Genomic DNA, 26732 nt, shown 5'->3' on the forward strand with positions numbered 1-26732 from the left:
GCGCCCGAAGGGCGCCAGGCCGCGTGGCGAGCTTGCTCGTCCACGTGTGCCGAGCGAGGAAGTCCCGCCGCCGAAGGCGGCCGGACTGACCTCAGGAGTAGTCGGCCCACAGGCGCTGGGCACTGCCGTCGACGGTCATCTCGCCGCCGTACGGCAGGATCCACTGCGGTCGGGTGTGCCCGAACGGCGGACCGACGACGACCACCGCGTCGCGGTTGTAGCGGGCGACGGTCTCGATCGCCGCGTCACGCTGCTCGGCGCGCTTGGCGGCTCGCTCCTCGGCGCTGGGCTGTCGTTCGAAGTCGGAGGTCGGCGGGCGCGCGACCACCACCGCGTCGATCGCCTCGAGCAGCCCGCGCTCACCGAGGGCGCGCGTGATCCAGGCGAACTCCCGCGCCGGGATGAGCTCCTCGGAGGTCTCCAGCAGGAGTACGCCGCCCGCCAGCACCCCCGGGTCGGCCGGGAACCGTCCGGCGGTGAGCGCCCACTGGATGACCTCGATGCAGCCTCCCCAGGTGCGCCCGGTCACCCTGCGGGCCGGGCCCGCCCAGGTCCACGGCTCGGTCGCCTCGCGCTCGCCGTACTCGGTCAGCGCACGCGGGTCGTTCCAGTCGTGGCCGATGTCCTCGGACTCCCCCGGCTCGGTGATCTCGAGGCTCTCCCCGGTGAGGAGCGCGGCCCTGAGCGAGGCCTCGTGGACCTTGTCGAGCCCCGGGCCGGGTCCGAGGTGGACCTGGGTCGAGCCGCCGTAGAAGCCCGCGACCCCGTTGGTCCACAGCCAGTTGAGCAGGTTGGTGTTGTCGCTGTAGCCGAGGAACGGCTTCGGGTCCTTGCGGACCAGGTCCGCGTCGAGGTGCGGGATCACGGTGATCTGGTCCTCGCCGCCGATCGTCGCCAGCACCGCCCGGATCTCCGGATCGGCGAACGCCGCGTTCACGTCGGCCGCGCGCTCCTGCGCCGTCGCACCGACCTTCCGGGTCGTCGGGTACTCCACCGGCACCAGCCCGGTCACCTCGGTCAGCCGCGCCAGCGCCTGCTCGTGGATCGCCGGCGCCACTCCCGGGGCGGCGAACGAGGGTGACAGCACGGCGACCTTGTCGCCCGCGACGGCCTTGGCTGGCTTGACGATCTCCATACCCGAAGTCTGGCCGTACGCGGGCCTGCGGAGCCAACTGTTATCGGTCCGGCCCATCGGGCGAGGTGTAACACGCTGTTACACGGACTATCCGGTCGTTCAGATAGGGCGAGTAGTCCTACGAACGACGTGTTACAGCTCGCGGAGGCGGACGTGCGCGACCGCCCGCCCGGGCTCCCAGCAGCTAGCTGATCCGGTCGAGGATCAGCGGCGTCGCCTCGTACGCAGCCCCGTCCCCGATCTCGTAGCCACCCTCCAGCGCGGCCAGGGCCCGGTCGAAGCGCTCGGGCGTGTCGGTGTGGAGCGTGAAGAGCGGCGCACCGGCGGTCACCGAGTCGCCCGGGCGGGCGTGCCAGGTGACCCCGGCTCCGGCCTGGACGGCGTCCTCCTTGCGCTCGCGGCCGGCGCCGAGACGCCAGGCGGCGAGGCCGACGGCCATCGCGTCGAGACGGGTCAGCACACCGGAGGCGGGCGCGGTGACCACGTGGGTCTCGCGCGCGACCGGCAGCGGCGCCGACGGGTCGCCACCCTGGGCCGAGATCATCGCCCGCCAGGTGTCCATCGCCTTCCCGGAGGCGAGCACCTCGGCCGGGTCAGGGCCGGACACGCCGGCAGCGGACAGCATCTCCCGGGCGAGCGCGACGGTGAGCTCGACGACGTCGGCAGGACCGCCGCCGGCGAGGACCTCGACGGACTCGGTGACCTCGATCGCGTTGCCCGCGGTCAGGCCCAGCGGCGTGGCCATGTCGGTCACGAGCGCCACCGTGTTGACGCCGGCGTCGGTGCCGAGGTCGACCATGGTGCGCGCAAGCTCCTGCGCGGAGGCGAGCGTCTTCATGAACGCTCCGGCGCCGACCTTGACGTCGAGCACCAGCGCCCCGGTGCCCTCGGCGATCTTCTTGGACATGATCGAGGAGGCGATCAGCGGGATCGACTCGACGGTGCCGGTGACGTCGCGCAGCGCGTAGAGCTTGCGGTCGGCGGGGGCCAGCCCCTCACCGGCCGCGCAGATCACCGCGCCGACCGACCCGAGCTGGGCCAGCATCTCGTCGTTGGTGAGCGAGGCGCGCCACCCGGGGATCGACTCGAGCTTGTCGAGCGTGCCGCCGGTGTGGCCGAGCCCGCGCCCGGACAGCTGCGGCACCGCCACGCCGCACGCAGCCACCAGCGGCGCCAGCGGCAGCGTGATCTTGTCGCCCACGCCTCCGGTGGAGTGCTTGTCGGCGGTCGGCCGGTCCAGGGAGTCGAACGACATCCGCTCCCCCGAGGCGATCATCGCCGCCGTCCAGCGCGCGATCTCGCGCCGCGACATCCCGTTGAGCAGGATCGCCATGTTGAGCGCCGACATCTGCTCCTCGGCCACCACCCCCTGGGTATAGGCCGCGATCGTCCAGTCGATCTGCGAGTCGCTCAGCTCGCCACCGTCGCGCTTGGCGAGGATCACCTCGACCGCATCATGCTCTGACATGGGTACCACCCTAGGCATCAGGCCAGAGCCTCCGGACCGAAGGCGTCCGGAAGGACCTCGGACATGGGCTTCACACCCGAGACCGTCCACAGGAGCAGCGACGGACCGCCGTTCTCCCAGAGCAGCTGGCGGCAGCGGCCGCACGGCATGATGACCTCGCCGGAGCCGTTGACGCAGACGACGTGGGTGAGCCGGCCACCGCCGGTCATGTGCAGGGAGGAGACCAGCCCGCACTCGGCGCACAGCGTCACTCCGTACGCCGCGTTCTCCACGTTGCACCCCTGGAGCAGGCGCCCGTCGTCGGCGTATCCGGCGACTCCGACGCGGAAGTTGGAGTAGGGCGCGTACGCATGTTTTGCGGCCTCGACCGCCTGCGCACGAAGGCCTTCCCAGTCAAAGCCCTCTGCGGCGTACGTCTGTTTCTCGGTCATGGTTCGACCTTAAAGCCTGTCCGGACAACCGGAAGACAAGGTACGAGGCTTAGGCTTCGCCCAGATCAAAAGTTGGTAACCGTTCGCGGAATCCCTGGCGTGGCTCGGTCTTTGGGGAGAGCGTTCGGACATGAATGTCCTTTGCGCCGTCATTCGCGGGGCAACGACCTGGAGGCACCAGTGAAGAACAACATCAAGAAGGCCGCCGCCGGCGGCGTCGCCGCGGTCCTGTCCGCCGCCGCCCTCGCCGCGTGCGGCGAGGCGCCGTCCGAGCGCGCGGGGGAGAAGAACAGCGACTACCTTCCCTGCATCGTCTCCGACTCGGGCGGGTTCGACGACAAGTCGTTCAACCAGCTCAGCTTCGAGGGGCTGAAGGACGCCGCCGACGAGCTGGGCTCGAAGTACAAGGACGTCGAGTCCAACAGCGAGAACGACTACGCCGCCAACCTCGAGGGCCTGACCGGCCAGGGCTGCGACACCATCGTCACCGTCGGCTTCGCCCTCTCCGCCGCGACCATCGAGTCCGCCAAGGCCAACCCGGAGACCGAGTACGTCCTGATCGACGACGCGGCCGACGCGAACTTCGACGGCAAGACCGACGCCGAGAACATCAAGCCGATCCTCTACGACACCGCCCAGGCCGCGTTCCTGGCCGGCTACGTCGCCGCCGACTACACCAAGACCGGTGTCGTCGGCACCTACGGCGGCCAGCCCTTCCCGACCGTGACGATCTTCATGGACGGCTTCAAGCAGGGCGTGGAGTACTACTCGAAGACCAAGAAGAAGGAGGTCAAGGTCGTCGGCTACGAGGGCGGCGAGAAGGGCTCCTTCACCGGTGAGTTCGTGGCCAACGAGAAGGCCACCAACACCGCCCGCCAGATCATCGACCAGAACGCCGACGTGATCCTGCCGGTCGGCGGCCCGATCTACCAGGGTGCGCTCACCGCGATCGCCGACTCCGGCAAGGACGTCGCCCTGATCGGTGTCGACGCCGACTTCTACGAGACCGACCCGAAGACCCAGGACGTCGTGCTCACCTCCATCCTGAAGAACATGAAGACGTCCACCAAGGACGTCATCGTCGCCGCCGGCGACGACAAGTTCGACGCGACGCCGTACGTCGGAACCCTCGAGAACGGTGGGGTCGGCCTGGCGCCGTTCCACAACTTCGAGTCGAAGGTGTCCGAGACCCTCCCCGACGAGATCGAGGAAGTCACCGCCGGCATCAAGGACGGCTCGATCAAGGTCAACTCCTACCTGGCCAAGTGATCCAGCTCTGACGAGCAACGCGAGGGGGCCGGGGACCCGGCCCCCTCGCGACGTACTTCGGAATTTCTCCACCCCTGCAAGGAATGATCCGTGCCATGAGACTCGCGCTTCGCGACATCACCAAGCGCTTCGGCTCCCTGGTCGCCAACGACCACATCTCCCTGACCGTCGAGCCAGGTGAGATCCACTGCCTCCTCGGTGAGAACGGCGCGGGCAAGTCCACGCTGATGAACGTGCTCTACGGCCTCTACCAGGCCGACGAGGGCGACATCCTCATCGACGACGAGCCGCAGCACTTCAAGGGCCCCGGCGACGCGATGGCCGCCGGTATCGGCATGGTGCACCAGCACTTCATGCTCATCCCCGTCTTCACCGTCGCCGAGAACGTCATGCTCGGCCACGAGGCAACCGGTTTCGCCGGCAGCCTCGACCTCGACGCCGCCCGCAAGCGGGTCCGGGAGATCTCCGAGCGCTTCGGCTTCCAGGTGGACCCCGACGCGCTCGTCGAGGACCTCCCGGTCGGCGTGCAGCAGCGCGTCGAGATCATCAAGGCGCTCTCGCGCGATGCCGAGGTGCTCGTCTTCGACGAGCCGACCGCCGTGCTGACGCCGCAGGAGACCGACGAGCTGATGGCGATCATGCGCCAGCTCAAGGAGTCCGGCACCGGCATCGTCTTCATCACCCACAAGCTGCGCGAGGTCCGCGAGGTGGCCGACCGGATCACCGTCATCCGCCGTGGCACCGTGGTCGGCGAGGCGTCCCCGGGGGCTTCCAACGCCGAGCTCGCGACCCTGATGGTCGGTCGCCCCGTCGAGCTCAAGGTGCACAAGGACCCGGCCGAGCCGGGCGAGCGCGCGCTGGTCGTCTCCGACCTCACCGTGGCCGACGAGACCGGCCACGTCCACGTCGACGGCATCAGCTTCCACATCGACGCCGGCGAGATCCTCGCCGTCGCCGGAGTCCAGGGCAACGGCCAGACCGAGCTCACCGAGGCGATGGTCGGACTGGCCCCTCACGTCGAGGGCTCCATCAAGCTCGACGGCCGCGAGATCGTGGGCCGCTCGGTGCGCAGGGCGCTCGAGGCAGGCATCGGGTTCATCCCCGAGGACCGCCAGATCGAGGGCCTGGTCAGCAACTTCACCATCGCCGAGAACCTCATGCTCAACCGCAGCTTCGACGAGCCCTTCGTCTCCCGCGGCTCGCTGAACCTCAAGAAGCTCGACACCTTCGCCAAGGAGAAGCTGGCCGAGTACGACGTACGCGCCCCCGGGGTCTCGACCCTGGCCGGGCAGCTCTCGGGCGGCAACCAGCAGAAGGTCGTGGTCGCCCGCGAGCTCTCTCGTGACCTGCGGCTCCTCGTCGCGGCGCAGCCGACGCGCGGCGTCGACGTCGGATCCATCGAGTTCATCCACAAGCAGATCGTGGCGGCGCGGGACTCGGGTGTCCCCGTGCTCGTCGTGTCCTCCGAGCTCGACGAGATCTCCGCTCTCGCCGACCGGATCATGGTCCTCTACCGCGGGCGGGTCGTGGGCATCGTCCCCGCCGACACCTCCCGCGACACCCTCGGCCTGATGATGGCCGGCGAGTCTCCTGAAGGGAGCGATTCGTGAGCGAGCGTCAGCGAGCGAACCAAACGATCATCACGCCGTCGCGTCCGTATTCTGGCGCCTGCGCTACGGAGGTGGCGGCGTGAGCGAGAAGGGGCCGGAGAACGAGCCGGCCGAGACGACGGAGACGGCAGAGCCCACCGAGCAGGCGGAGGCGGTGAGGGCGTCCTCCGACGCCGACCTGGTGCCCGAGGCGAGCCGCTGGCACCTGGCGCTGCGGGAGATCACCACGGGCAACGCGCTCGTCGCGGTGCTCTCGGTGCTGCTCGCGATGTTCTTCGGGTCGCTGATGATCCTCTTCACCGACGAGGACGTCCGCTACGGGCTCTCCTACTTCTTCGCCCGCCCCTCCGACACGTTCTACTACGCGTGGGAGGCGATCTCGGGGGCGTACGTCTCGCTGTGGCGGGGTGCCGTCTTCAACGACCTGGGCGGCACGTTCGTCCAGCAGATCAAGCCGATCACCGAGACGCTGAAGTTCGCCGCACCGCTGACGCTGGCCGGACTCGGCATCGGCCTGACCTTCCGCGCCGGGCTCTTCAACATCGGTGGCCGTGGTCAGATGCTGCTCGGCGGCTCGGCGGCCGCGTTCGTCGCGGTCAAGCTCGACCTGCCGATGATCGTGCACCTGCCGCTGGCGATCCTCGTCGGCGCCCTGGTCGCCGCCCTGTGGGGCGGGATCCCCGGCATCCTCAAGGCGCTCACCGGGGCCCACGAGGTGATCGTCACGATCATGCTCAACTACGTCGGCTACTACCTGGTCTTCTACGCGCTGACCCGCAAGTCGCTGCTCCAGGCGCCCGGCTCGGGCAACCCGAAGTCCGCGCCGATGCCGGAGTCGGCGATCCTGCCGGACATCCTCGGCCCGCAGTTCAACCTCCACGCCGGGTTCCTGCTCGCGGTGCTGGCGACCTTCCTGGTCTGGTGGATCCTCAACCGCTCCTCGCTCGGCTACCGGTTCCGTGCCGTGGGCGAGAACCCCTCGGCGGCGAGGGCGGCCGGCATCAACGTCGGTGTCGCCTACACCAGCGCCTTCCTGATCTCCGGTGCCCTGGTCGGGCTGGCCGGCGTCAACCAGGTCCTCGGCTCGGTGACCGACGGCGCGACCAGCGGGCTCGACGCCGGGATCGGCTTCGACGCGATCACCGTCGCGCTGCTGGGACGCTCACGCCCGTTCGGCATCCTGGCCGCGGGGATCCTGTTCGGTGCGTTCAAGTCCGGTGGCTTCTTCATGCAGGCCTCCGAGGGCATTCCGGTCGACATCGTCCTGGTCATCCAGTCCCTGATCGTGCTCTTCCTCGCCGCACCACCCTTGGTGAAGGCGATCTTCCGACTCCCCACGAAGGAGGCCTGAGGACCGTGTCTACCGTCGATCTTCCGGTCAACTCCGACGCACCAACCGTCGCCGAGCGCGTCCCCGGGCTGTGGAAGACGCCCGGCGTCATGGCCGCGTTCACCGTGCTGGTGGCGCTGCTCGTCCTGATCCGCCCCCGTTCCGGGGACTCCACCTTCCGGTGGAGCCGGGACGGTGACTGGTTCACCATCCCGGACATCTCGCTGCCCGCCAACGGCATCGTGTGGACGGCCGTGGCGCTGTGCCTGCTCTGCACGGCGTACGCAGCCTGGAACGCCCGCTCCGGCCGCAAGACTCCCCTGGTGCTGGTCTCGGCCTTCGCGGTCTTCGCGGTGTCCGGCTTCATGGCCTGGGCGGTCGCGGGCAAGACCCTTCCCGTGGTCGGCCTGCTCGCCGGCGCGCTCGCGCTGGCGGTGCCGCTCGTGTTCGGTGCGCTGGGTGGCGTACTCGGCGAGCGGGCGGGTGTCGTCAACATCGCCATCGACGGACAGCTGCTCTTCGGCGCCTTCGGCGCCGCGATCGCCGCCTCCCTCACCGGTTCGCCGTGGGTCGGCCTCATCGCCGCGATGATCGCGGGGATGCTGGTCGCGCTGCTCCTGGGCCTCTTCGCGATCACCTACTGGGTCGAGCAGGTCATCGTCGGCGTCGTCCTCAACGTGCTCGTGATCGGCTTCACCAGCTTCATGTTCTCCCAGGTGCTCTCGGAGAACTCGGCGGCGCTCAACAACCCGCCCCACTTCCCGCGGCTGGAGATCCCGCTGCTGTCGGGCGTCCCGGTGCTCGGCCCGATCTTCTTCCGGCAGACGGTGCTGGTCTACATGATGTACGCCGCGGTCTTCCTGGTCGCTTGGGCGCTCTACCGCTCCAAGTGGGGCCTGCGCGTGCGCGCGGTCGGTGAGCACCCGAAGGCGGCCGACACCGTGGGCATCAACGTGATCGCCACCCGCTACCGCACCGTGCTGCTGGCCGGCGCGATCGCGGGCATCGGCGGGGCGACCTACACCCTCGTCTCGGTGCCGTCCTTCGGGCGCGAGATGACCGGCGGTGCGGGCTACATCGCGCTGGCCGCGGTGATCTTCGGCAAGTGGGACCCGATCAAGGCGACGCTGGCGGCGCTGCTCTTCGGCTTCGCGTCCAACGTCGAGTCCGTGCTCTCGGTCATCGGCTCGCCGGTGCCGTCGCAGTTCATGCTGATGCTGCCCTACGTCGTGACGATCTTCGCGGTCGCCGGGCTGGTCGGGAACTCGCGTGCCCCCGCCGCCGACGGGGTGCCCTACCGGAAGGGCTAGAGGAGAGCTACACCAGCGCGCGGTGGGCGGCGGCGGCCAGGACCTTGGCGCCGACGCCCACCGCTCGTTCGTCGATGCGCAGGTCGCCCTGGTGGAGGTCGTAGGTGGGGCCGCCGGGGGTGCGTACACCGAGCCGGAACATCGACCCCGCGACCTGCTCCTGATACCACCCGAAGTCCTCGCCGCCGAGGCTCTGCGCGGAGACGACCGCGCCCCGCTCTCCCAGCACCTCGCGGACCGTGTCGACGAGGATCTGGTGGGACTCCTCGTCATTGCTCACCGGCGGGACACCCCGGGTGTAGTCGACCGCGGCCGTCACCCCGTAGGGCGCGATGATCTCGGCGACGACCTCGCGCACCACGTGCTCGACCTCGCTCCAGGCGTCGCTGTCGAGGATGCGCACCGTGCCCCCCACCGAGCCGTGGGCGGGGATCACGTTGTGGATCTGGCCGGCTGTGACCTTGCCCCAGACCACGCTCACGCCGGCCCGCGGATCCATCCGACGGCTCAGGATCACCGGCAGCTCGGTGGTCACCTTGGCGAGCGCGAAGACCAGGTCGCCGGTCAGGTGCGGGCGTGAGGTGTGACCACCGGTACCGCTGAGGTTCACCTCGATCAGGTCGGCCGCGCTGGTCAGCGCGCCGGAGCGGAGCCCGACGCGGCCGACGTCCACGGTCGGGTCGCAGTGCAGCGCGAAGATCCGCTCTACGTCGTCGAGCGCGCCCAGGCTCATCAGGTGCAGCGCCCCGCCGGGCATGACCTCCTCGGCGGGCTGGAACAGCAGGCGTACGCCACCCGGCAGCGGTGACTCGCGGTGCAGGTCGGCCAGGGCGAGACCGGCGCCGAGCAGCGCCGTGGTGTGTACGTCGTGGCCGCAGGCATGAGCGACCCCCGGGACGGTGCTGGTCCAGATGTCGGTGGTGACGTCGTCGACGGGCAGGGCGTCCATGTCGCCGCGCAGCGCGACGACGTTGTCCCCTCCGCCGAGGTCTGCGATCAGACCGGTCGCGGACGGCCGGTCGATCTGCCAGCCCGCCTTCTCCAAGCGCTCGGCGATCAGCTCGGTGGTGCGATGCTCCTGCCAGGACAGCTCCGGGTGCGCGTGGATGTCCCGGCGCAGGTCGGTCAGCTCGGCGTCGTAGGCATCGACTCGCTCGGCGAGGAAGGCAGCAGGCTCCATGGTCTGGCCAGACTAATCCTTGTCGTAGGCGGCCAGGATCCTGTCCGCGGCCACGGTCGCCGGAAGCTCGCCGGAGAGCACCTTGGCACGCACCTCGTCGCGGATCGCCTTGACGCCCGGGGAGTGCTTGAGCCGCTGGTCGAGCTCGTCGCGGACGAGCGCCCAGGTGAAGTCGAGCTGCTGCTCGGCGCGCTTGGTGCGCAGCCCGTCCTCGCCGAGGTGCTTGCGATGGGCCATCACCTGCTCCCAGACCGAGTCGACCCCGTCGTCGTGGAGCGCCGAGGCGGTGATCACCGGCGGTGCCCACTCCTCACGGGAACGCACCAGCCGGAGCGCGCCGGCGAGCTCGCGCGCGGCCGCCCGCGCCTCCTGGGCGCGGTGGGGGTCGTTGGGGTCGGCCTTGTTGACCGCGATCACGTCGGAAATCTCCAGGATGCCCTTCTTGATCCCCTGCAGCTGGTCGCCGGTGCGTGCGATGGTGAGGAACAGGAAGGTGTCAACCATCCCCGCCACGGTCACCTCGGACTGCCCGACGCCGACCGTCTCGACCAGGATCACGTCGTAGCCAGCGGCCTCCAGCACCGCCATCGCCTGCACGGTCGCCCTGGCGACCCCGCCGAGCGTCCCGGCGGACGGAGAGGGCCGGATGAAGGCGTTGGGGTCCACCGAGAGCCGCTGCATGCGGGTCTTGTCGCCCAGGACGGAGCCGCCGGTGCGTACCGACGACGGGTCGACCGCCAGCACCCCGACCTTGAGGCCGTTGGCGGTCAGCCGGCTGCCGAGCGCCTCGATGAAGGTCGACTTGCCGACACCCGGCACCCCGGAGATCCCGACCCGCACCGTGTCGCCGGCCGGAAGCTTGGTGAGCAGCTCGCGCGCGATGTCGCGGTGCTGGGGCTTGGTCGACTCGACCAAGGTGATCGCCCGTGACACCGCCGCCCGCTTGCCGTCGCTGATGCCGTCGAGAAGGTCTTGTACGTCGGGCCCTGGCATGGCCAGCACCTTAGCCAATCGCGCGACGATGTCAGCGAGCGCGCCACAGAGCGTCGCGGACGGCGTCGGGCAGCCGCCCCGCGCGTCCGTCGTCCAGCGGGACCCAGGAGACGCCCATCTGCAGTGCGTACCAGGCGATGGCCGCGGCGAGGATCGTCAGACCGACGACGGCGACCACCCATCTCGCCGAGGGCGAGGAGGCCGCGCGGGCGACCGGTCCGACGGTGTCGCGGACCCGTTGCGAGGCGAGCCAGGCGGCGGACATGAAGGTCAGCGCGGCGGCGTAGAGCACCACGGTCGGCGGCAGCCCGAGAGCCAGGCAGCCGACCGCGACGGCGGCCGCGATCACGCCGGTCAACGCGGTCAGCGCCGCCGTTCCGGGGACGGCGCGGACCAGGTCCCACGGGGACCGGATGAGCGCCCACGGCCCGTCGTACCACTTCCGTCCGCGCGCCTCGCGGCGCTTCGACAGCTGGTCGGCGGCCAGCGACCCTGCCCGCAGCAGCCAGACCCCGAGGCCGAGCAGGGCTGCGCCCAGGAACGGGTACGCAGCGACCACCCCGGCCAGGATCGCGGCGAGCGCGACCAGGATCAGGAAGTGCATCGGCCCCGGCCAGCGCTTGAGGTTCGCGTGCTTGCTCGGTGGGCTCCAGCCTGGCTCGGCCGGCGGCGCAGGTGGGGGCGGCGACTGCGGATCGAACCTTCGCACCACCAGAGGTTCGACCGGCGCTTCCTCGACCTCGGTCGCGGCGTCGTCCGGATCGACCAGGGTCGGCTTCAGCTCCACATCCACCGGCGCGGCAAGCGGCGCGGCAGCCAGCGGCAGCGTCACGGGCAGCACCTCGGTCGCCGCCGTGGCCTCTCCCCGGAACCAGGGTGTCTCCGGCTCCATCAGCCACTCGCGCAGCTCCTCGAGGCCTGGCCGGTCGGCCGGATCCGTCGCCAGCGCGGCCGTCAGGACCTCCCGCATCGAGCCCTCGATCCCGTCGAGATCGTGCTGGCCGCGGCGTACGCGATCCAGGACGGCCATCGACGGCCCGGTCCCGAACGGCGGCCTGCCCAGCAGCGCATAGGCGGTCGTGGCAGCCCACGAGTGCACGTCGCTCGCCGGCGTCGCGGGCGTCCCCTCCAGGATCTCCGGCGCCAGATAGCCCGGCGTACCGACCAGCCACCCGGTGAGGGTGATCTTAGGGTCGTCGGCGACCCGGGCCAGCCCGAAGTCGATGAGCACCGGCGTACGCCCCTCCATCACCACGTTGGAGGGCTTGACGTCGCGGTGCAGCACGCCGGCGTCATGGCAGGCCGCGACACCGCCGGCCAGGCAGCGCGCCAGCCAGAACCGGTCCTCGCCGAGCACGGGCCCGTCGTCCTTGATCCGGTCGTACAAGGTCGGGCCCGGCACGTAGCGGGTCGCGACGTAGGGAAGGTCCGCGTAGGGATCGGCGTCGACGATCTCGGCGATCCAGGGGCTGCGCACCTGCCGCAGCGACCGCACCTCGCGCTCCAGCCGGGCGCGGGTCTCCTCGTCCCCCACGACATGCGTACGCAGCACCTTCAGCGCCACCCGCTCACCGGTCTCCTCGTGGCGCGCCAGGTGGACGACGCCCATGCCGCCCTCGCCGAGCCTGGTGAGGATCTCGTAGGCACCTACCCTCACCAGCCCGTCCCCGGATGCCCGCCCGGGGCGTAGGTCCGTCACAGCTCTGAGGCTAGACGAGCCCTACGCCTCCGGCGAGGACATTCGTGAGGGATCAGTGGTCGAGCTGTTCCCGCAGGCGAGCGAGGAGATCGAGGGCGGAGTCGGCGATGACGGTGCCCGGGAGGAAGACCGCGGCAGCGCCCATCTGTTCGAGCGTGGCCACGTCGTCGGGCGGGATGACGCCGCCGATGACGATCATGATGTCCGGGCGCCCCTGCTCCTCCAGCGCCGCCTTGAGCGCGGGGAGCAGTGTGAGGTGACCGGCAGCCAGCGAGGAGACCCCGACGATGTGTACGTCGGCGTCGACCGCCTGCTGCGCGACCTCCTCGGGGGTGGAGAACAGCGGGCCTACGTCGACGTCGAAGCCGAGGTCGGCGAAGGCCGAGACGACGACCTTCTGGCCACGGTCGTGGCCGTCCTGGCCCATCTTCGCGACCAGGATGCGCGGGCGGCGACCCTCGGCCTCCTCGAACTCCTTGGTCGCCTTCAGCACCTCGGTCACCTTGGAGTCCCCCGACGTCGTCGCCTCGTCCCGGTACACACCGGAGATGGTACGGATGACGGCCTGGTGCCGCCCCCATGCCTTCTCCATCGCGTCGGAGATCTCCCCGACGGTCGCCTTGGCGCGGGCCGCGTCGACGGCCAGCGCGAGCAGGTTGCCCTCGAGGTTCGCCCCCGACTTCTCGGCGCCGGCCGCGTTGGTGATGGCCTCCAGGGCCCGGCGTACGTCCTCGTCGTCGCGCTCCGCGCGGAGCCGCTCCAGCTTGGCGACCTGCTGCTTGTAGACCTGGTCGTTGTCGACCTTGAGCACGTCGAGCGGGTCCTCGGAGGGCAGCCGGAAGGTGTTGACGCCGATCAGCTTCTGGGCGCCGGAGTCGAGCCGCGCCTGGGTGCGGGCCGCGGCCTCCTCGATGCGCATCTTCGGGATGCCCTGCTCGATGGCCTTGGCCATGCCACCGGCCGCCTCGGCCTCCTGGATGTGGGCCCAGGCGCGCTCGGCGAGGTCGTGGGTGAGCTTCTCGACGTAGTAGGAGCCGCCCCACGGGTCGATGATCTCGGTGGTGCCGCTCTCCTGCTGCAGGAGCAGCTGGGTGTTGCGGGCGATGCGGGCGGAGAAGTCGGTCGGCAGCGCGATCGCCTCGTCGAGGGCGTTGGTGTGCAGCGACTGGGTGTGACCCTGGGTCGCGGCCATCGCCTCGATCGCGGTGCGGCCGACGTTGTTGAAGACGTCCTGGGCGGTCAGCGACCAGCCGGAGGTCTGGGAGTGCGTCCGCAGGGACAGCGACTTGGGGTTCTTCGGGTCGAACTGGCTCACGAGCCGGGACCAGAGCGCGCGGGCGGCGCGCATCTTGGCGACCTCCATGAAGAAGTTCATCCCGATCGCCCAGAAGAAGCTCAGGCGAGGGGCGAAGGCGTCGACGTCGAGGCCCGCGGCGAGACCGGTCCGCAGGTATTCGACACCGTCGGCCAGCGTGTAGGCGAGCTCGAGGTCGGCCGTCGCCCCGGCCTCCTGCATGTGGTAGCCGGAGATCGAGATCGAGTTGAACCGGGGCATCTTCGCGGCGGTGTAGGAGAAGATGTCGCCGATGATCCGCATCGACGCCGCCGGCGGGTAGATGTAGGTGTTGCGGACCATGAACTCCTTCAGAATGTCGTTCTGGATGGTCCCGGCCAGCTTCTCGGGCGGGACACCCTGCTCCTCAGCGGCGACGATGTAGAGCGCGAGCACCGGCAGCACCGCGCCGTTCATGGTCATCGAGACCGACATCTGGTCCAGCGGGATGCCGTCGAACAGCGTCCTGGTGTCGTAGATGGAGTCGATCGCGACCCCCGCCATGCCGACGTCACCGCGCACCCGCGGGTGGTCGGAGTCGTAGCCGCGGTGGGTGGCCAGGTCGAAGGCGACGCTCAGGCCCTTCTGGCCGGCGGCCAGGTTGCGGCGGTAGAACGCGTTTGACTCCTCCGCGGTCGAGAACCCGGCGTACTGCCGGATCGTCCACGGCTGGGTCGTGTACATCGTCGGGTAGGGCCCACGGAGGAACGGGCTCAGCCCCGGGAAGGTGTCGAGCGCGTCGAGACCCTCGAGATCGGCAGGCCCGTACGCCGGCTGGATCTCGATGCCCTCGGGGGAGAGCCAGGGCTCCCGCGCCCCTGACATCTTGTCCCCCGACACGCCGGTTTCGGCGTTCGAGATGTCAGGGGCGCCGGGGTTGAGCGGCAACCCCTTGAAGGAGCTGGGGATGGTCATGAGAGCTTCTCCCTCGTAGCGGTCAGGAAAGCGAGGGCGTCGACACCCATCGAGGCGGCGTCGTCCACCTCGGCGTCGACGGCATCGGGCTTCCCGGCGATGATCACGTGTGTGGCGCCGGCCTCGCGGAGGGCTGCGATCGCGGCCGCACCCCACTCGGCGTACGTCTTGTCCGAGCCGGCCAGGCAGGCGACAGGGGGCGCGCCGGCCGCACGGTACTTCCCGGTCAGTTCCTCAGCGTCCGCGGTCGCACCCGCGACCTCGACGCCGATGCCGCCGGCGGCGAGGAGGTTGGTCGCGAAGGTCGCCCGGGCGGTGTGCTGGGCAACCGTGCCGAGGGTGGCCAGGAAGACCTTGGTGGCGGCGGGGGTGTCGCGCAGGGCCTCGAAGGAGGCGCCGTAGCGCACCACCCGCTCGTTGAGCGGGTCGACCGGACGCTCGGGGAGCGTCTCGGCGAGGTTGGGGAACTCGGTGAGCCCGGTGATCGGGCGCTTGCGGCGCGCGATCGCCTTCTCCCGCTCCGCGGAGACCGCGGCGATCCGGTCGCGGAAGGGCGAGAAGTCGCGACCCTGCTCCCATTCCTCCTCGATCTGGATGAACGCCTCCCAGCCGGCGGCGGCCATGTCGGCGGTCAGCTGCTCGACGGCGAAGGAGCCACCGGCGGGGTCGGCGACGGCCGCGACGTGGGACTCGTCGATCAGCAGGTGGGACACGTTGCGGGCGATCCGGCGCCCGAAGCCGTCCGGCACACCGTTGGCGGAGTCGAAGGGCAGCACGGTCACCGCGTCCGCCCCGCCGACACCGGCCGCGAAGGCGGCGACGGTGCCGCGCAGCATGTTCACGTAGGGGTCGTACTTCGACAGCATCGGCCGCGAGCTCACCGCATGGATGCGCATCTCGACGCCCTCGGCGCCGGAGAGCTCGAGGACGCGCGCCCACAGCTGGCGGGCGGCGCGCAGCTTGGCGATCGTCGGGAACTGCTCGTCGGTGGCCGCGAACCGGAACTCGATGAGGCTCGCCGCCACGGCCGGGGAGAAGCCGGCCTCGGTCAGTGCGCGCAGGTAGGCGACGCCGACCGCGATCGACCAGCCGAGCTCCTGCACGTCGGACGCGCCCAGATCATGCGCAGCCGTGGCGTCGACGACGATCGCGCGCACACCGATCCCCTGGGCCAGGCGGGCGAGGTCGACCAGCTCGGCGAACGCCTCGTCGGGTGCCAGCGGCAGGTCGCGCAGCAGCGCGCCCATCGGGTCGGCACCCAGGTTGGTCGCGGCATGCAGCCCGGCGCCACGCTCGGCGATCAGGGCGAGCAGGTTCTGGGCGACCTTGACCGCACCGATCGGTGCGTCGAGCACGATCGGGGCCAGGTCGAGGAGCACCTTGTCGAGGAGCACCGCGAGGTCGGTGGTCTCGTCGGCGGCCACCCACAGCGAGGAGACGCCACCGTCGAGGTCGACCAGAGCGGCCTCGTTGGCCGCCTTGGCGTCCACCCCGGACAGACCGGAGACGAGCGAGCGGATGTCCCAGGCGCCGGAGCGCGTGGGGCGTGCCGCGTCGGCGATGGACGTGTCCGGAAGGCCGAGCGGGGCGATCCGGAGTCCGTCGAGTGAGGTGCGGGTCAGCTTGTCCCAGACAAGAGAGTCGGCGTCGTCGGCCGTCAGCCGACCGCTCTTGCGGAGGACAGCAGCGGTCGCCGCCTCCCACTCTGCCTGGGAATGGGCATCCGCCGGCTGGGCAAGGCGCAACGAGTCGGCGCGAGCGGCGTCGTTCATGGATCGAACCTTAGGCGGATGAAGTGGCGGTGACCACAAAGTGTGAGGTTTACAACCGCTAACTGAGATGCGCCGCTACGTTCACCGTCGTGAAGGTACGCACCCCAGCCGGACAGACCTACCGGATCACCCGCCGCTGGGTCCCCTGGCAGCGCAAGTCCCGCCGCCTGAGTCTTGACGCATTGGAGATCCCTCTCGGCGCGCCTTCCGGCGACGACCCGATCAGCATGATCCTCATGGTGCTCTGGCTGGTCATCGCGCTGCCGATCCTCGTCGTGGTCGTCGTGGTCGTGCTCCTGACGGGCATCGAGCTCGTCCTCCTGCTCGCGATCCTCCCCTTCGCCATCGGCGCCCGGGTCGTCTTCGGCCGCCACTGGACCGTCGAGGTGCGCCGCGCCTTCACCCCGATCCACGAGGAGCGCGCCGGCAGCTGGGCCGCCAGCGGCGTACGCATCACCGAGCTGGCGAGGGAGATCGAGGCGGGCCATGTCCCGCCCGATGCCCGAGTCGGCTCGTCATGACGAGCCGACTCGGCACCGATCTCGGTCAGGACGAGCCGACTCGGCACAGGAACCGCAGCAGCGGCAGGCCCGCGTAGACCAGCACCCAGACCGGCCAGAAGAAGCCGCGGCCGGTGAGGTGCCAGACCGCGACGGCGATCGCGCTGCAGATCAGGAACACCAGGAGATCACGTACGAAGCGTGGGACCGCCCCGGACGGTGCGCGCCCGGGCTCCTCGCCGAGGTCGTCGACCACGACGGCGAGCTCGTCGGCCCCGACCGCGCCCCACACCCGCTCCGCGCGCGACTCCAGCTCGGGCGCGTCGATCCTCCCCGCGGCGTACGCCTCGACGAGCCGCGCCCGCGCGGCCTCGCGCTCCAGGTCGCCGACCCTGGTCACAGCGCCTCCAGGTCGAGGGCCCGCCCGGCGGCGTACAGGTCCTTCGGGCAGGTCGAGGCGGCGCAGTCCTGATAGCGGTCGGCGAGCCTGGCGAGGGCCTTGACGGTCTCCGCGGCCGACGGGTCGGCGGCGAGGTTGTGCTGTTCATAGGGGTCCGAGGAGCGGTCGTAGACCTCGACCTGGCCGGTGTGCAGGCGGGCGTAGGTCAAGGAGCCGACCCGGACGCCGGACCACAGCTGCCTGCTCCCGTCGGTGACGCGCCAACCGGCGACGGGGATCGCGCGGACCTGCTCGGGCGCGCGCAGCCACGGCATGATGTCGATCCCGTCGGGCGCCCGCGGCGGCCGAGCACCGGCCGCCGCCAGCAGGGTCGCGGCGAGATCCGGGTTGGTGACCGGGGTCCGCACCGTCCGGCCGCGTGGCACCCCGGGACCGCTCATCAGCACCGGGATCCGCAGCGACTCGTCGTAGTGCCACAGCTTGCCGTTGAGGTTGTGGTAGCCGTTCGAGAAGCCGTTGTCGGAGGTGAAGACGACCAGCGTCCGCTTCAGCTCACCGCTCTTCGTCAGCCCACCCAGGAGCGAGGCGATGTTGCGGTCCAGGCTGCGGATGGCCTCGAGGCGGCGCTGGTAGGCGATCCGGAGCGCGTCCTTCTTCCGCGGGTTGAACCTGCCGCGCCCGGGCGAGCCCTTGGCATAGCCGGAGGTGTCGCCGGGAAAGAGGTTGGGCCGAGCCGGGATCGTCACGCCGTCGTAGAACCCGCGGTCCTGGCTGTCCGGGACCGTCACCGACAGCGCGGCGTCGGTGCCGGGGTAGACCTTCTTCGGGTCGTCGGGACCACTCGGTCCGCCGTGGTGCGGCGCCACGTAGTTGACCCAGGTGAACCACGGCTTCCCCGACCCGCGCTCGGCCGCGATCCCCGCCTTCGCATGCTGGGTGATGACGGTCGAGGAGTAGCCCTTGGACTTGATGATCTCGCCGTTGACGTTGAACTTCGGCGAGCGGAAGTTGTAGGTGGACGGGTCGACGGTCGCGCGCCACTGGTCCCACCCCGGCGGCACGTCCCCACGCGTCTCCCCGACCCCATAGCCGTTGAGGTACTTTCCGGCCAGGATCGTCGAGTAGCCCGCGTCCTGCAGCGAGGTCGCGACCGTCGAGGAGTCGTCGAAGGCCGCATATCCGCCGTAGGGCCCCTCGATCGTGCGGGCCCCATGGTTGTGGGCGTACTGCCCGGTCAGCAGCGAGGCCCGCGCCGGCACGCAGATCGGCGTCGGCGCGATCCCCTCGGAGAAGGAGACCCCGGTCCGCTCGACGAGCTTCCGCACCTGCGGCAGATAGTCCATGTCGAGATAGGAGAGGTCGTCGACGGTGACCATCAGCAGGTTCGGCTTCTCCACCGGCCGCTCCAGAGCAGGCGTACGCGACGGGGCCGCCGCCACGGCGGCCGGCTCGTGCACCAGACCGGTCACCGCGAGGGCGCTCATCGCAGCCGTCGCCACGGCAGCACGCTTGCGACGCGTGAACAGGTTGCCGACCGGCATGACCAAACACTCCCAAGTAATACGAGTTATTTAGTCTACTTTAACGCGTCAGAGCCCGGCCAGATCAAGCGGTCCATCCGCGGCGTACATCTTCTTGGGGCAGCTGTCGCCGGCGCAGTCGCGATACTTCTCGGTCAGGTCGGACAGCTGCGAGACCGTGTCGGCATACGCAGGGTCCTCGGCGAGGTTGTTCATCTCGTAGGGGTCGGCGGTGCGGTCGTAGAGCTCGACACCACCGGTCCTCAGCTCGACGTAGGTCCACCGCCCCACGCGTACGCCGGACCAGAGCCGTGACGTGCCGTCGGACGTCGGCCACGCCTCGATCGGGACCACGCGGGTCTGCTGGGGCGCGCGCAGCCACGGCAGGATGTCGATGCCGTCGGGCTCGTGCGGGTCGTCGGCGCCGGCCGCCGCGAGCAGCGTCGTGGCGATGTCGGGGTTGGTGAGCGTGGTCGCGACCTTGCGCCCCTTCGGCACGCCGGGACCGCTCATCAGCACCGGGATCTGCAGCGACTCCTCGTAGTACCAGAGCTTGCCGTTGAAGTTGTGGTAGCCGGTCGAGAACCCGTTGTCGGAGGTGAAGACGACCAGGGTGCGCGCCAGCTCGCCACGCTTCTTCAGCCCACCGAGCAGGGAGGCGATGTTACGGTCCAGGCTGCGCGCCGACTCGATCCGCCGCTGGTAGGAGAGCCGGAAGGCGTCCTTCTCGACCTGCGACGGGTTCTTCCGGGACGGTGACCCCTTGGGGAACTCCTTGCGCTGCTCCGGGAACAGGTTGGGCTGCTGCGGGATCGGCTTGTCGGCGTACGCGTCCCGGTCCTGCTTGTCGGGCACCGGTACGCCGATCGCGCCCTTGGTGCCGGGGAAGCGCTGCTTCGGGTCGCCCTTCTCCGTGGGCCCGCCGAGGTGTGGCGCCACGTAGTTGACCCACTGGAACCACGGCTTCGCCTCGGCCCCGGACTTCTTCCTCGCGTCCCGCAGCGCCGCCTCCGCCTGCTGGGTGATGACGGTGGTCGAGTAGCCCTTCGGCTTCACCAGGTGGCCGTTCACGTTGAACTTCGCACCCAGATAGTTGTAGGTCGACGGGTCGACGGTCGCACGCCACTCGTCCCACCCCGGAGGCAGGTCGCGCTCGCTCCCCTGCTCGCCGTACTCGTTGAGGTACTTCCCGGTGAAGACGGTCGTGTAGCCAGCCTCCTGCAGCGAGGTGGCCACGGTGGCGGAGTCGTCGAAGGACGAATAGCCACCCTCGGGACCATGGATGGTGTGAGCGCCGTGGTTGTGGGCGTACTGCCCCGAGAGCAGCGAGGCGCGGGCCGGCACGCAGATCGGCGTCGGCGCGACCGCGTCGGTGAAGGTGACACCGCTCTCCCCGACGAGCCTCTTCACGCTCGGCAGGTAGTCCATGTCGATGGAGGCCAGGTCATCGACCGTGATCATCAGCAGGTTGGGCTTCTCGACCGGCATCTCGAAGGCAGGCGGAGCGGTCGACGGCTGCTCGGAGTGCCCCGCGGACGGCCACTGGGACGGCGTACGGCCACAGCTCGCCAGCCCGATGGCTCCGCCCACGACACCGGCCACCGCGAGTGCCGCCGAAAGCGTCCGGACCCGTTGGGATACCGCCACTGATTGTCCTCATCACGCTGGTCGTCTGCTGGTGCCGATGGTTCATCCCAGATCAACGCACGTGTCGCGCTCTCGCCATCCCCGGACAGGACGCTGGTCCCATGAAGATGGCGCTGGTCACCGAGAGCTTCTTTCCTACCATCGATGGTGTCACAACCACGGTGAAGGCCATCGCCGACCGCATGATCGAGTCGGGACACGAGGTGCGATTCATCGCCCCCGGCCCCGGCCTCTCTGTCTACCGCAACAGCCGGGTCGTCCGGGTCTCGCCGATCGCCAAGACCGGCCGCCAGGTACGCAGCGCCCTGGAGTCCTTCGAGCCGGACGTCGTGATCACCTTCGACCCGGGCCGCCTGGGTCGCAAGGCGCTCTCGTCCCCGACCGCGGCCGCGGCGACCACGCTGGTCGTCCAGCAGTCCCCGATCTCCGCGCTTCGCGCGGTCACTCCCTCGCTCGGCACGACCGGACGAGCAAGCTCGCCGGTCGACCTCGCTCCGGTCGTCTCCCCCAAGGCGGCGCTCACCTGGAGCACGTCGGTCGCGGCGTACGCCGATGAGATCTTCGTCACAAGTGAGTGGCTGCGTCGCGTGCTCGCGGCGATCGACGTCGCCGCCGAGGTGTGGGAGCCGGGGGTCGACGCGGCCGCCTTCTCCCCCAGCCTGCGCGACGACTGGCTCCACCGCCGCTGGTCCCGGGCCAAGTCCCGCCCCACACCGCTGGTCGTGGTCGGCTACGCCGGCAACCTGGCCAAGAGCCATGGCGTACGCCGCCTCGCCGAGCTCACCGCGGTGCCCGGCATCCGCCTCGTCATCATCGGCGACGGACCCCAGCGCGGCTGGCTCGAGCAGCGGGTCCCGCAGGCGAAGCTGACCGGGCCGCTGGGCACCGGTGACCTGGCCATCGCGCTGGCCTCGCTCGACGTGCTCGTCCACCCCGGCGAAGAGGAGGGATGCGGCCACATCCTGCGTGAGGCCGCGGCCAGCGCCGTTCCGGTGGCGGCCCCGCGCGCCGGCGCGGCCGCCGAGATCGTCCAGCACATGGAGACCGGGATCCTCTACAACCCGGCGCGCAGCCGCGAGCTCGCCGACGCGGTCGCCTCGGTGGTCTCCGACCCCCGTCGGCACCTGCTCGGCGACCGCGGCCGGGAGCTGGCCGTGACCCGCCCCTGGACCGATGCCGTCGACGAGCTCTTGACCCGTCTGGTCACACTGAACGACACCCGATCCTCACGATCTCACGGCTCCGCATCCGAGAACCCGGGTCCTGCTGTTAGGCTTGCCTAACTCACAATTGCGATACTCGCCGGTAACCCCGCCCGCCCACGTACGGCCGACAATGTCACATACTCCCTGCGTACAAGTTCGGGTATCTGGGGTAGTAGCGTGCGTGCCGTGGCAACCACGACTCTGATCAAAGGCGCGCGGTCGACGCGCTCGACGATCGCCCTGAAGCTCCTTATGGCGGCCAGCGGCATCGTCTTCATCCTGTTTGTGCTCCTGCACATGTACGGCAACCTCAAAGCGTTCAGCGGCGAGCTGGCCTACAACGAGTATGCCGAGCACCTGCGTACGTTCGGGGAGCCGATGCTGCCGTACGGCGGCCTCCTCTGGATCCTGCGAGTGGTGCTCCTGGGCTCACTGGTGGCACACGTCGGCTCGGCGGTGGCGCTCTCGATGCGTGCCCACGCGCAGCGCCCGGTGAAGTACGCGGTGAAGAAGAACAAGGCCTCGTCGCTCTCCTCGCGCACCATGCGCTGGGGCGGCGTGGCCCTGCTCCTCTTCGTCGTCTGGCACCTGCTCCAGTTCACCATCGTGAAGATCAACGTGGGTGAGGGCGGCCAGGCTCCTGACGTCACCGAGAACCCGTTCCGGCTGCTGACCTCGGCGTTCCAGCCGGAGCAGTGGTGGATGGTCATCATCTACCTGCTCGCGATGCTCGCGCTCGCGTTCCACCTGCACCACGGCACCTTCAGCGCCATCCAGACGCTCGGGTTCACCAACACCGCTGAGTCGCGTGCCAGGGCCCGCGTCGCCGGCTGGGTCGTCGCGATCGTGGTCGCCGGCGGCTTCTCGCTGGTCCCCCTGTTCACCGTCTTCGGCGTCATCTCGTAAGGACATCTGACACATGGCTGCTGGAACCCACTACCTGCCCGGCCTCACCCCGACCAACGAGGCACCGGTCCAGAAATCCGACGACGCCGCGGGCTACTACGTGCTCGGCGACAAGCTGGTCGACCCCAAGGCCCCGACCGGCCCGATCGCGGAGCGCTGGACGACCCGCAAGTTCGAGAACCGCCTGGTCAACCCGGCCAACCGCCGCAAGCTGTCGATCATCATCGTCGGCACCGGCCTGGCCGGTGGCGCCGCGGCCGCCACGCTCGGCGAGGCCGGCTACAACGTGAAGTCGTTCTGCTACCAGGACTCCCCGCGTCGCGCCCACTCGATCGCCGCCCAGGGCGGCATCAACGCCGCCAAGAACTACAAGGGCGACGGTGACTCGGCCTACCGGCTCTTCTACGACACGGTCAAGGGCGGCGACTACCGCGCCCGCGAGTCCAACGTCTACCGCCTCGCCGAGGAGTCGGTGAACATCATCGACCAGTGCGTGGCCCAGGGCGTGCCCTTCGCCCGTGAGTACGGCGGCCTCCTCGACAACCGCTCCTTCGGTGGCGTGCAGGTGTCGCGTACGTTCTACGCCCGCGGCCAGACGGGTCAGCAGCTCCTCATCGGCGCCTACCAGGCCATGGAGCGCCAGGTCGCCGCCGGCACCGTGGAGCAGTTCACGCGTCACGAGATGCTCGAGCTGATCGTCGCCGACGGCAAGGCCCGCGGCATCATCGCCCGCGACATGGTCACCGGCGAGATCGAGACCCACCTGGCCGACGTGGTCGTCCTCGCGACCGGCGGCTACGGCAACGTCTTCTACCTCTCCACCAACGCGATGGGGTCCAACGTCACCGCCACGTGGCGTGCGCACCGCAAGGGCGCCTACATGGCCAACCCCTGCTACACGCAGATCCACCCGACCTGCATCCCGGTGACCGGCGCCCACCAGTCGAAGCTGACCCTGATGTCGGAGTCGCTGCGTAACGACGGCCGCATCTGGGTGCCCAAGAAGGCCGAGGACTGCGCCAAGGACCCGCGTGACATCCCGGAGGAGGACCGCGACTACTTCCTGGAGCGGATCTACCCGTCCTTCGGAAACCTGGTCCCCCGCGACATCGCCTCGCGTGCCGCGAAGTACATGTGCGACGAGGGCCGCGGTGTCGGCCCGGAGGTCGACGAGACCCAGCCCGACGGCTCGGTGAAGAAGTTCCGCCGCGGCGTCTACCTCGACCTGGGTGCCGCGATCGAGCGTCTCGGCAAGGCCGCGATCGAGGAGAAGTACGACAACCTCCTCGACATGTACGAGCGGATCACGGGTGAGAATCCCTACGAGCTGCCGATGCGCATCTACCCCGCCGTGCACTACGTCATGGGCGGTCTGTGGGTCGACTACGAGCTCTCGACCAACATCGAGGGTCTCTACTGCACCGGTGAGGCCAACTTCTCCGACCACGGCGCGAACCGCCTCGGTGCCTCGGCGCTGATGCAGGGTCTGGCCGACGGCTACTTCGTGCTCCCGAACACCATCCGCGACTACCTCGCCGACGGTCCGTTCGAGGCCATCTCCGAGGACCACCCGGCGGTCGTCGAGGCGAAGCAGGCGGTCCAGGAGCGGATCGACAAGTTCATGTCCATCAACGGCACCCGCTCGGTCGAGTCGATCCACAAGGAGCTCGGCCTGATCATGTGGGAGTACTGCGGCATGGAGCGGACCGAGGAGGGCCTCAAGAAGGCCATCGGCCTGATCCGCGAGCTCAAGAAGGAGTTCTGGACCAACGTCAAGGTCCTCGGCTCGGCCGACTCCCTCAACCAGGACCTCGAGAAGGCCGGCCGTGTCGCCGACTTCATCGAGCTCGGAGAGCTCATGTGCATCGACGCGCTCAACCGGCGCGAGTCCTGCGGCGGCCACTTCCGGGCCGAGTCGCAGACCGAGGACGGCGAGGCGATGCGTCACGACGACGAGTTCGCCTACGTCGCGGCCTGGGAGTTCGGTGGCGAGGACGGCGCCCCGATCCTCCACAAGGAAGACCTGATCTACACCGCCATCGAGATGAAGCAGAGGTCGTACAAGTGAAGCTCACCCTCAAGATCTGGCGGCAGGCCAACGCGTCCGAGAAGGGTGCGCTCAAGACGTACGAGCTGGACGGCGTCTCCTCGGACATGTCGTTCCTCGAGATGCTCGACCTGCTCAACGAGCAGCTCCTGCACAACGACGAGGAGCCGGTCGCGTTCGACTCGGACTGTCGCGAGGGCATCTGCGGCATGTGTTCGCTGATGATCAACGGCGAGGCGCACGGCCCGGAGGTCACCACGACCTGCCAGCTGCACATGCGCTCGTTCAAGGACGGCGACACGATCACCATCGAGCCGTGGCGCGCCACGTCGTTCCCGATCGTCAAGGACCTGATCGTCGACCGCTCCGCGTTCGACCGGATCATCCAGAACGGCGGCTACATCTCGGCCAACACCGGCTCGGCCCCCGAGGCCAACTCGGTGCCGGCGCCGCGCGACAAGGCCATGCGGGCGTTCAACACGGCCACCTGCATCGGCTGCGGCGCCTGCGTCGCCGCCTGCCCCAACGGCTCCGCGTCGCTGTTCCTCGGCGCGAAGATCACCCACCTCGGCGAGCTGCCGCAGGGCCAGCCGGAGCGCTACTCCCGCGTGCAGTCCATGGTCGGCCAGCACGACGCCGAGGGTTTCGGTGGTTGCACCAACATCGGTGAGTGCGCCGCCGCCTGCCCCAAGGAGATCCCGCTCGACGTGATCTCCCAGCTCAACAAGGACCTGCGCAAGTCGATGATCCTCGGCTGACGTTCTCTGGATCCACCCAAGGGCCGCCTTCCCGCTGTCGGAGGGCGGCCCTTGTGCGTGAGCAGACGGGAGCGCGCGGTACGACGGGACGTTCTTGTCGGTTACTTGCGGGTAGAGCGACAGGAACGTCCCGTCGTATCCGACAGGGGCGCCTCAGGCTGCCCGGTTTCGGAGGAGGCGTTCACGTTGCGAGGCGGTCAGGGCGCGCCGCTGCTCGACCGTGACCGTGGGTGTCCACCAGTCAGGTGGATCGACCGTCCATCGGCGATCGGTCCCGGTCCGGTGCTCCAGCGCTCTGGCCCGCGCTTCCTTCGTACGTCGCAAGAACTGTGTGGGATCACGCCGGTCCACCGAGGTCATCGTGACGTACTCCAGTCCGACGCCGCGGAACAGACTCTCCCGCTGGATGTCGCTGGCCCGCCGCTCGCCCGCGAGGTGGAGACCTCCGTCGTACTCGCCGACGACGCCTGCCTCGACGTCCAGCAGGTCCGGGGTCCCGAGGTGATTTCCGACGAGGTCGAAGACCGGATGGTTGCACAGCGGGTGCGGTAGCCCGAGATCGAGCTGCCAGTGCAGACGCATCTCGGGCTCCATCGGTGACCAGCTGTTCTCGTCGGCGAGGGCGATGGCCTGCCGGAGCTGTTCGACTCCGTACCAGCCGCTGAGCGTGCCTGCATACTCGACCATCTCGGCGATGGAGACTCTGTCGGTGTGCAGCGCCATGTCGAGCGCGACCACCGCGCGTCGGAGCGTGGTCGCTCGACGCGCCTCGAAGGCCGCCGACCGCAGCGGATGGGTTCCGTTGACGCCGTCGAGGACGTACCACTGACCGAGCGGCAGACGCTCGGCCGAGAGCAGGATGCCCGGCCGCGGCCGGTAGCGATGGTTGGTGACGACGATCGGGACCGGCCTCGCATCGCCGTTCCCGTCGAAACCGTCGAACCAACGCGCTCCGGACCACGCGAAGGCAGCCCATCCGGTGACGTGACCGCCGGGGATCTCCGTGGCAGCCTCCAGCACCCGTTGCTGCGGCCGTCCGGAGTCGACAGCGGCCGGGACGTACAGACCAGGTCCTGTTCGGCGCCACGCCGAACCCCGCACCTGGCGGGGCGTCGGCCCACGCTCCCCCGTCGGATCCACGCGTACGGGAGCGACGAGCCCAGGCACCCGGTCGCCGTGAGGCGCCGGCCGAAACCGACCAGTCCGAGAAGTCATACCCGGATAGTGATCCAGACCCGCCCGAACCACACCCCCATACCGCCGCCCCTGTGGATAACTGACCCAAGACTCGAATACGACGGGAC

At 69.6% G+C, this 26732-nt stretch carries 21 protein-coding genes; 9 read left to right on the forward strand and 12 right to left on the reverse strand.

All coding sequences use genetic code 11. The annotated features are described in order from the left end of the window. Positions 1–91 precede the first annotated feature (91 nt). The 3 genes from ACIA03_RS24095 to ACIA03_RS24105 all read right to left on the reverse strand — a co-directional run bounded on the left by ACIA03_RS24095 (position 92) and on the right by ACIA03_RS24105 (position 3034). Positions 92–1135: a S66 peptidase family protein gene (locus tag ACIA03_RS24095; RefSeq protein ID WP_396987246.1), complete on the reverse strand. Its 1044-nt coding sequence runs from the start codon at positions 1133–1135 to the stop codon at positions 92–94. Positions 1136–1319: 184 nt separating this feature from the next. Further along, on the reverse strand, positions 1320–2603 hold the full coding sequence (locus ACIA03_RS24100; protein WP_396987248.1) for a thymidine phosphorylase: 1284 nt from the start codon (positions 2601–2603) through the stop codon (positions 1320–1322). 17 nt (positions 2604–2620) lie between these two features. After that, the gene (locus ACIA03_RS24105) at positions 2621–3034 is read right to left on the reverse strand and encodes a cytidine deaminase (protein WP_396987250.1); all 414 of its coding nucleotides are present in this window, start codon (positions 3032–3034) and stop codon (positions 2621–2623) included. 180 nt (positions 3035–3214) lie between these two features. On the opposite strand from ACIA03_RS24105, the gene ACIA03_RS24110 reads away from it, so the two are divergent. The 4 genes from ACIA03_RS24110 (at position 3215) to ACIA03_RS24125 (ending at position 8553) form a co-directional block, all read left to right on the forward strand. Next, positions 3215–4303: a BMP family protein gene (locus ACIA03_RS24110; RefSeq protein ID WP_396987252.1), complete on the forward strand. Its 1089-nt coding sequence runs from the start codon at positions 3215–3217 to the stop codon at positions 4301–4303. 95 nt (positions 4304–4398) lie between these two features. Then, positions 4399–5913, forward strand: a complete 1515-nt coding sequence (locus ACIA03_RS24115; protein WP_396987254.1) for an ABC transporter ATP-binding protein — start codon at positions 4399–4401, stop codon at positions 5911–5913. Between the two features lie 79 nt (positions 5914–5992). Continuing rightward, the gene (locus ACIA03_RS24120) at positions 5993–7264 is read left to right on the forward strand and encodes an ABC transporter permease (protein ID WP_396987256.1); all 1272 of its coding nucleotides are present in this window, start codon (positions 5993–5995) and stop codon (positions 7262–7264) included. Positions 7265–7269: 5 nt separating this feature from the next. After that, positions 7270–8553, forward strand: coding sequence for an ABC transporter permease (locus ACIA03_RS24125; RefSeq protein ID WP_396987258.1), 1284 nt, complete (start codon positions 7270–7272; stop codon positions 8551–8553). A 7-nt stretch (positions 8554–8560) separates the two neighbouring features. On the opposite strand, the gene ACIA03_RS24130 is transcribed toward ACIA03_RS24125, so the two are convergent. Genes ACIA03_RS24130 through ACIA03_RS24150 form a run of 5 tightly spaced genes read right to left on the reverse strand, consistent with a single transcriptional unit; the run spans position 8561 to position 16445 of the window. After that, positions 8561–9733, reverse strand: coding sequence for an amidohydrolase (locus ACIA03_RS24130; RefSeq protein WP_396987260.1), 1173 nt, complete (start codon positions 9731–9733; stop codon positions 8561–8563). A gap of 12 nt (positions 9734–9745) precedes the next feature. After that, the gene (meaB, locus tag ACIA03_RS24135; RefSeq protein WP_396987262.1) at positions 9746–10744 is read right to left on the reverse strand and encodes a methylmalonyl Co-A mutase-associated GTPase MeaB; all 999 of its coding nucleotides are present in this window, start codon (positions 10742–10744) and stop codon (positions 9746–9748) included. A 13-nt stretch (positions 10745–10757) separates the two neighbouring features. After that, complete coding sequence (locus ACIA03_RS24140; protein WP_396987264.1) at positions 10758–12425, reverse strand: protein kinase; 1668 nt, start codon at positions 12423–12425, stop codon at positions 10758–10760. Positions 12426–12477: 52 nt separating this feature from the next. Next, a complete protein-coding gene (gene scpA / locus ACIA03_RS24145) occupies positions 12478–14673 on the reverse strand; it encodes a methylmalonyl-CoA mutase (RefSeq protein WP_396987266.1) in 2196 nt (731 codons plus the stop codon). Then, a complete protein-coding gene (locus tag ACIA03_RS24150; protein WP_396987268.1) occupies positions 14670–16445 on the reverse strand; it encodes a methylmalonyl-CoA mutase family protein in 1776 nt (591 codons plus the stop codon). The genes scpA and ACIA03_RS24150 overlap by 4 nt, the downstream gene beginning before the upstream one ends. Positions 16446–16534: 89 nt before the next feature. Between ACIA03_RS24150 and ACIA03_RS24155 the strand changes: the two genes are divergently transcribed. Beyond that, the gene (locus ACIA03_RS24155) at positions 16535–16966 is read left to right on the forward strand and encodes a hypothetical protein (protein WP_396987270.1); all 432 of its coding nucleotides are present in this window, start codon (positions 16535–16537) and stop codon (positions 16964–16966) included. Positions 16967–16991: 25 nt separating this feature from the next. Here ACIA03_RS24155 and ACIA03_RS24160 read toward each other — a convergent pair whose 3' ends face one another. From ACIA03_RS24160 to ACIA03_RS24170, 3 genes are read right to left on the reverse strand one after another with little or no spacing between them, the layout of a single operon-like run. Further along, a complete protein-coding gene (locus ACIA03_RS24160) occupies positions 16992–17345 on the reverse strand; it encodes a DUF1707 domain-containing protein (protein WP_396987272.1) in 354 nt (117 codons plus the stop codon). After that, complete coding sequence (locus tag ACIA03_RS24165; protein ID WP_396987274.1) at positions 17342–18886, reverse strand: sulfatase-like hydrolase/transferase; 1545 nt, start codon at positions 18884–18886, stop codon at positions 17342–17344. Before ACIA03_RS24165 ends, ACIA03_RS24160 begins: the two co-directional genes overlap by 4 nt. A gap of 48 nt (positions 18887–18934) precedes the next feature. Further along, complete coding sequence (locus ACIA03_RS24170) at positions 18935–20512, reverse strand: sulfatase-like hydrolase/transferase (protein ID WP_396987276.1); 1578 nt, start codon at positions 20510–20512, stop codon at positions 18935–18937. A gap of 101 nt (positions 20513–20613) precedes the next feature. Between ACIA03_RS24170 and ACIA03_RS24175 the strand changes: the two genes are divergently transcribed. From ACIA03_RS24175 to ACIA03_RS24190, 4 genes are all read left to right on the forward strand, one after another. Further along, positions 20614–21795, forward strand: coding sequence for a glycosyltransferase (locus tag ACIA03_RS24175; RefSeq protein WP_396987278.1), 1182 nt, complete (start codon positions 20614–20616; stop codon positions 21793–21795). Between the two features lie 108 nt (positions 21796–21903). Then, complete coding sequence (locus tag ACIA03_RS24180) at positions 21904–22623, forward strand: succinate dehydrogenase cytochrome b subunit (RefSeq protein ID WP_396987280.1); 720 nt, start codon at positions 21904–21906, stop codon at positions 22621–22623. A gap of 13 nt (positions 22624–22636) precedes the next feature. Further along, complete coding sequence (locus tag ACIA03_RS24185; protein ID WP_396987282.1) at positions 22637–24691, forward strand: fumarate reductase/succinate dehydrogenase flavoprotein subunit; 2055 nt, start codon at positions 22637–22639, stop codon at positions 24689–24691. Next, the gene (locus tag ACIA03_RS24190; RefSeq protein ID WP_045549993.1) at positions 24688–25428 is read left to right on the forward strand and encodes a succinate dehydrogenase/fumarate reductase iron-sulfur subunit; all 741 of its coding nucleotides are present in this window, start codon (positions 24688–24690) and stop codon (positions 25426–25428) included. The genes ACIA03_RS24185 and ACIA03_RS24190 overlap by 4 nt, the downstream gene beginning before the upstream one ends. 153 nt (positions 25429–25581) lie before the next feature. Here the strand turns inward: ACIA03_RS24190 and ACIA03_RS24195 are convergent, their stop codons facing one another. Further along, positions 25582–26643, reverse strand: a complete 1062-nt coding sequence (locus ACIA03_RS24195; protein WP_396987284.1) for a hypothetical protein — start codon at positions 26641–26643, stop codon at positions 25582–25584. Positions 26644–26732: the final 89 nt, after the last annotated feature.

The organism is Nocardioides sp. NPDC051685, assembly GCF_044453405.1.
Lineage (GTDB): Bacteria > Actinomycetota > Actinomycetes > Propionibacteriales > Nocardioidaceae > Nocardioides.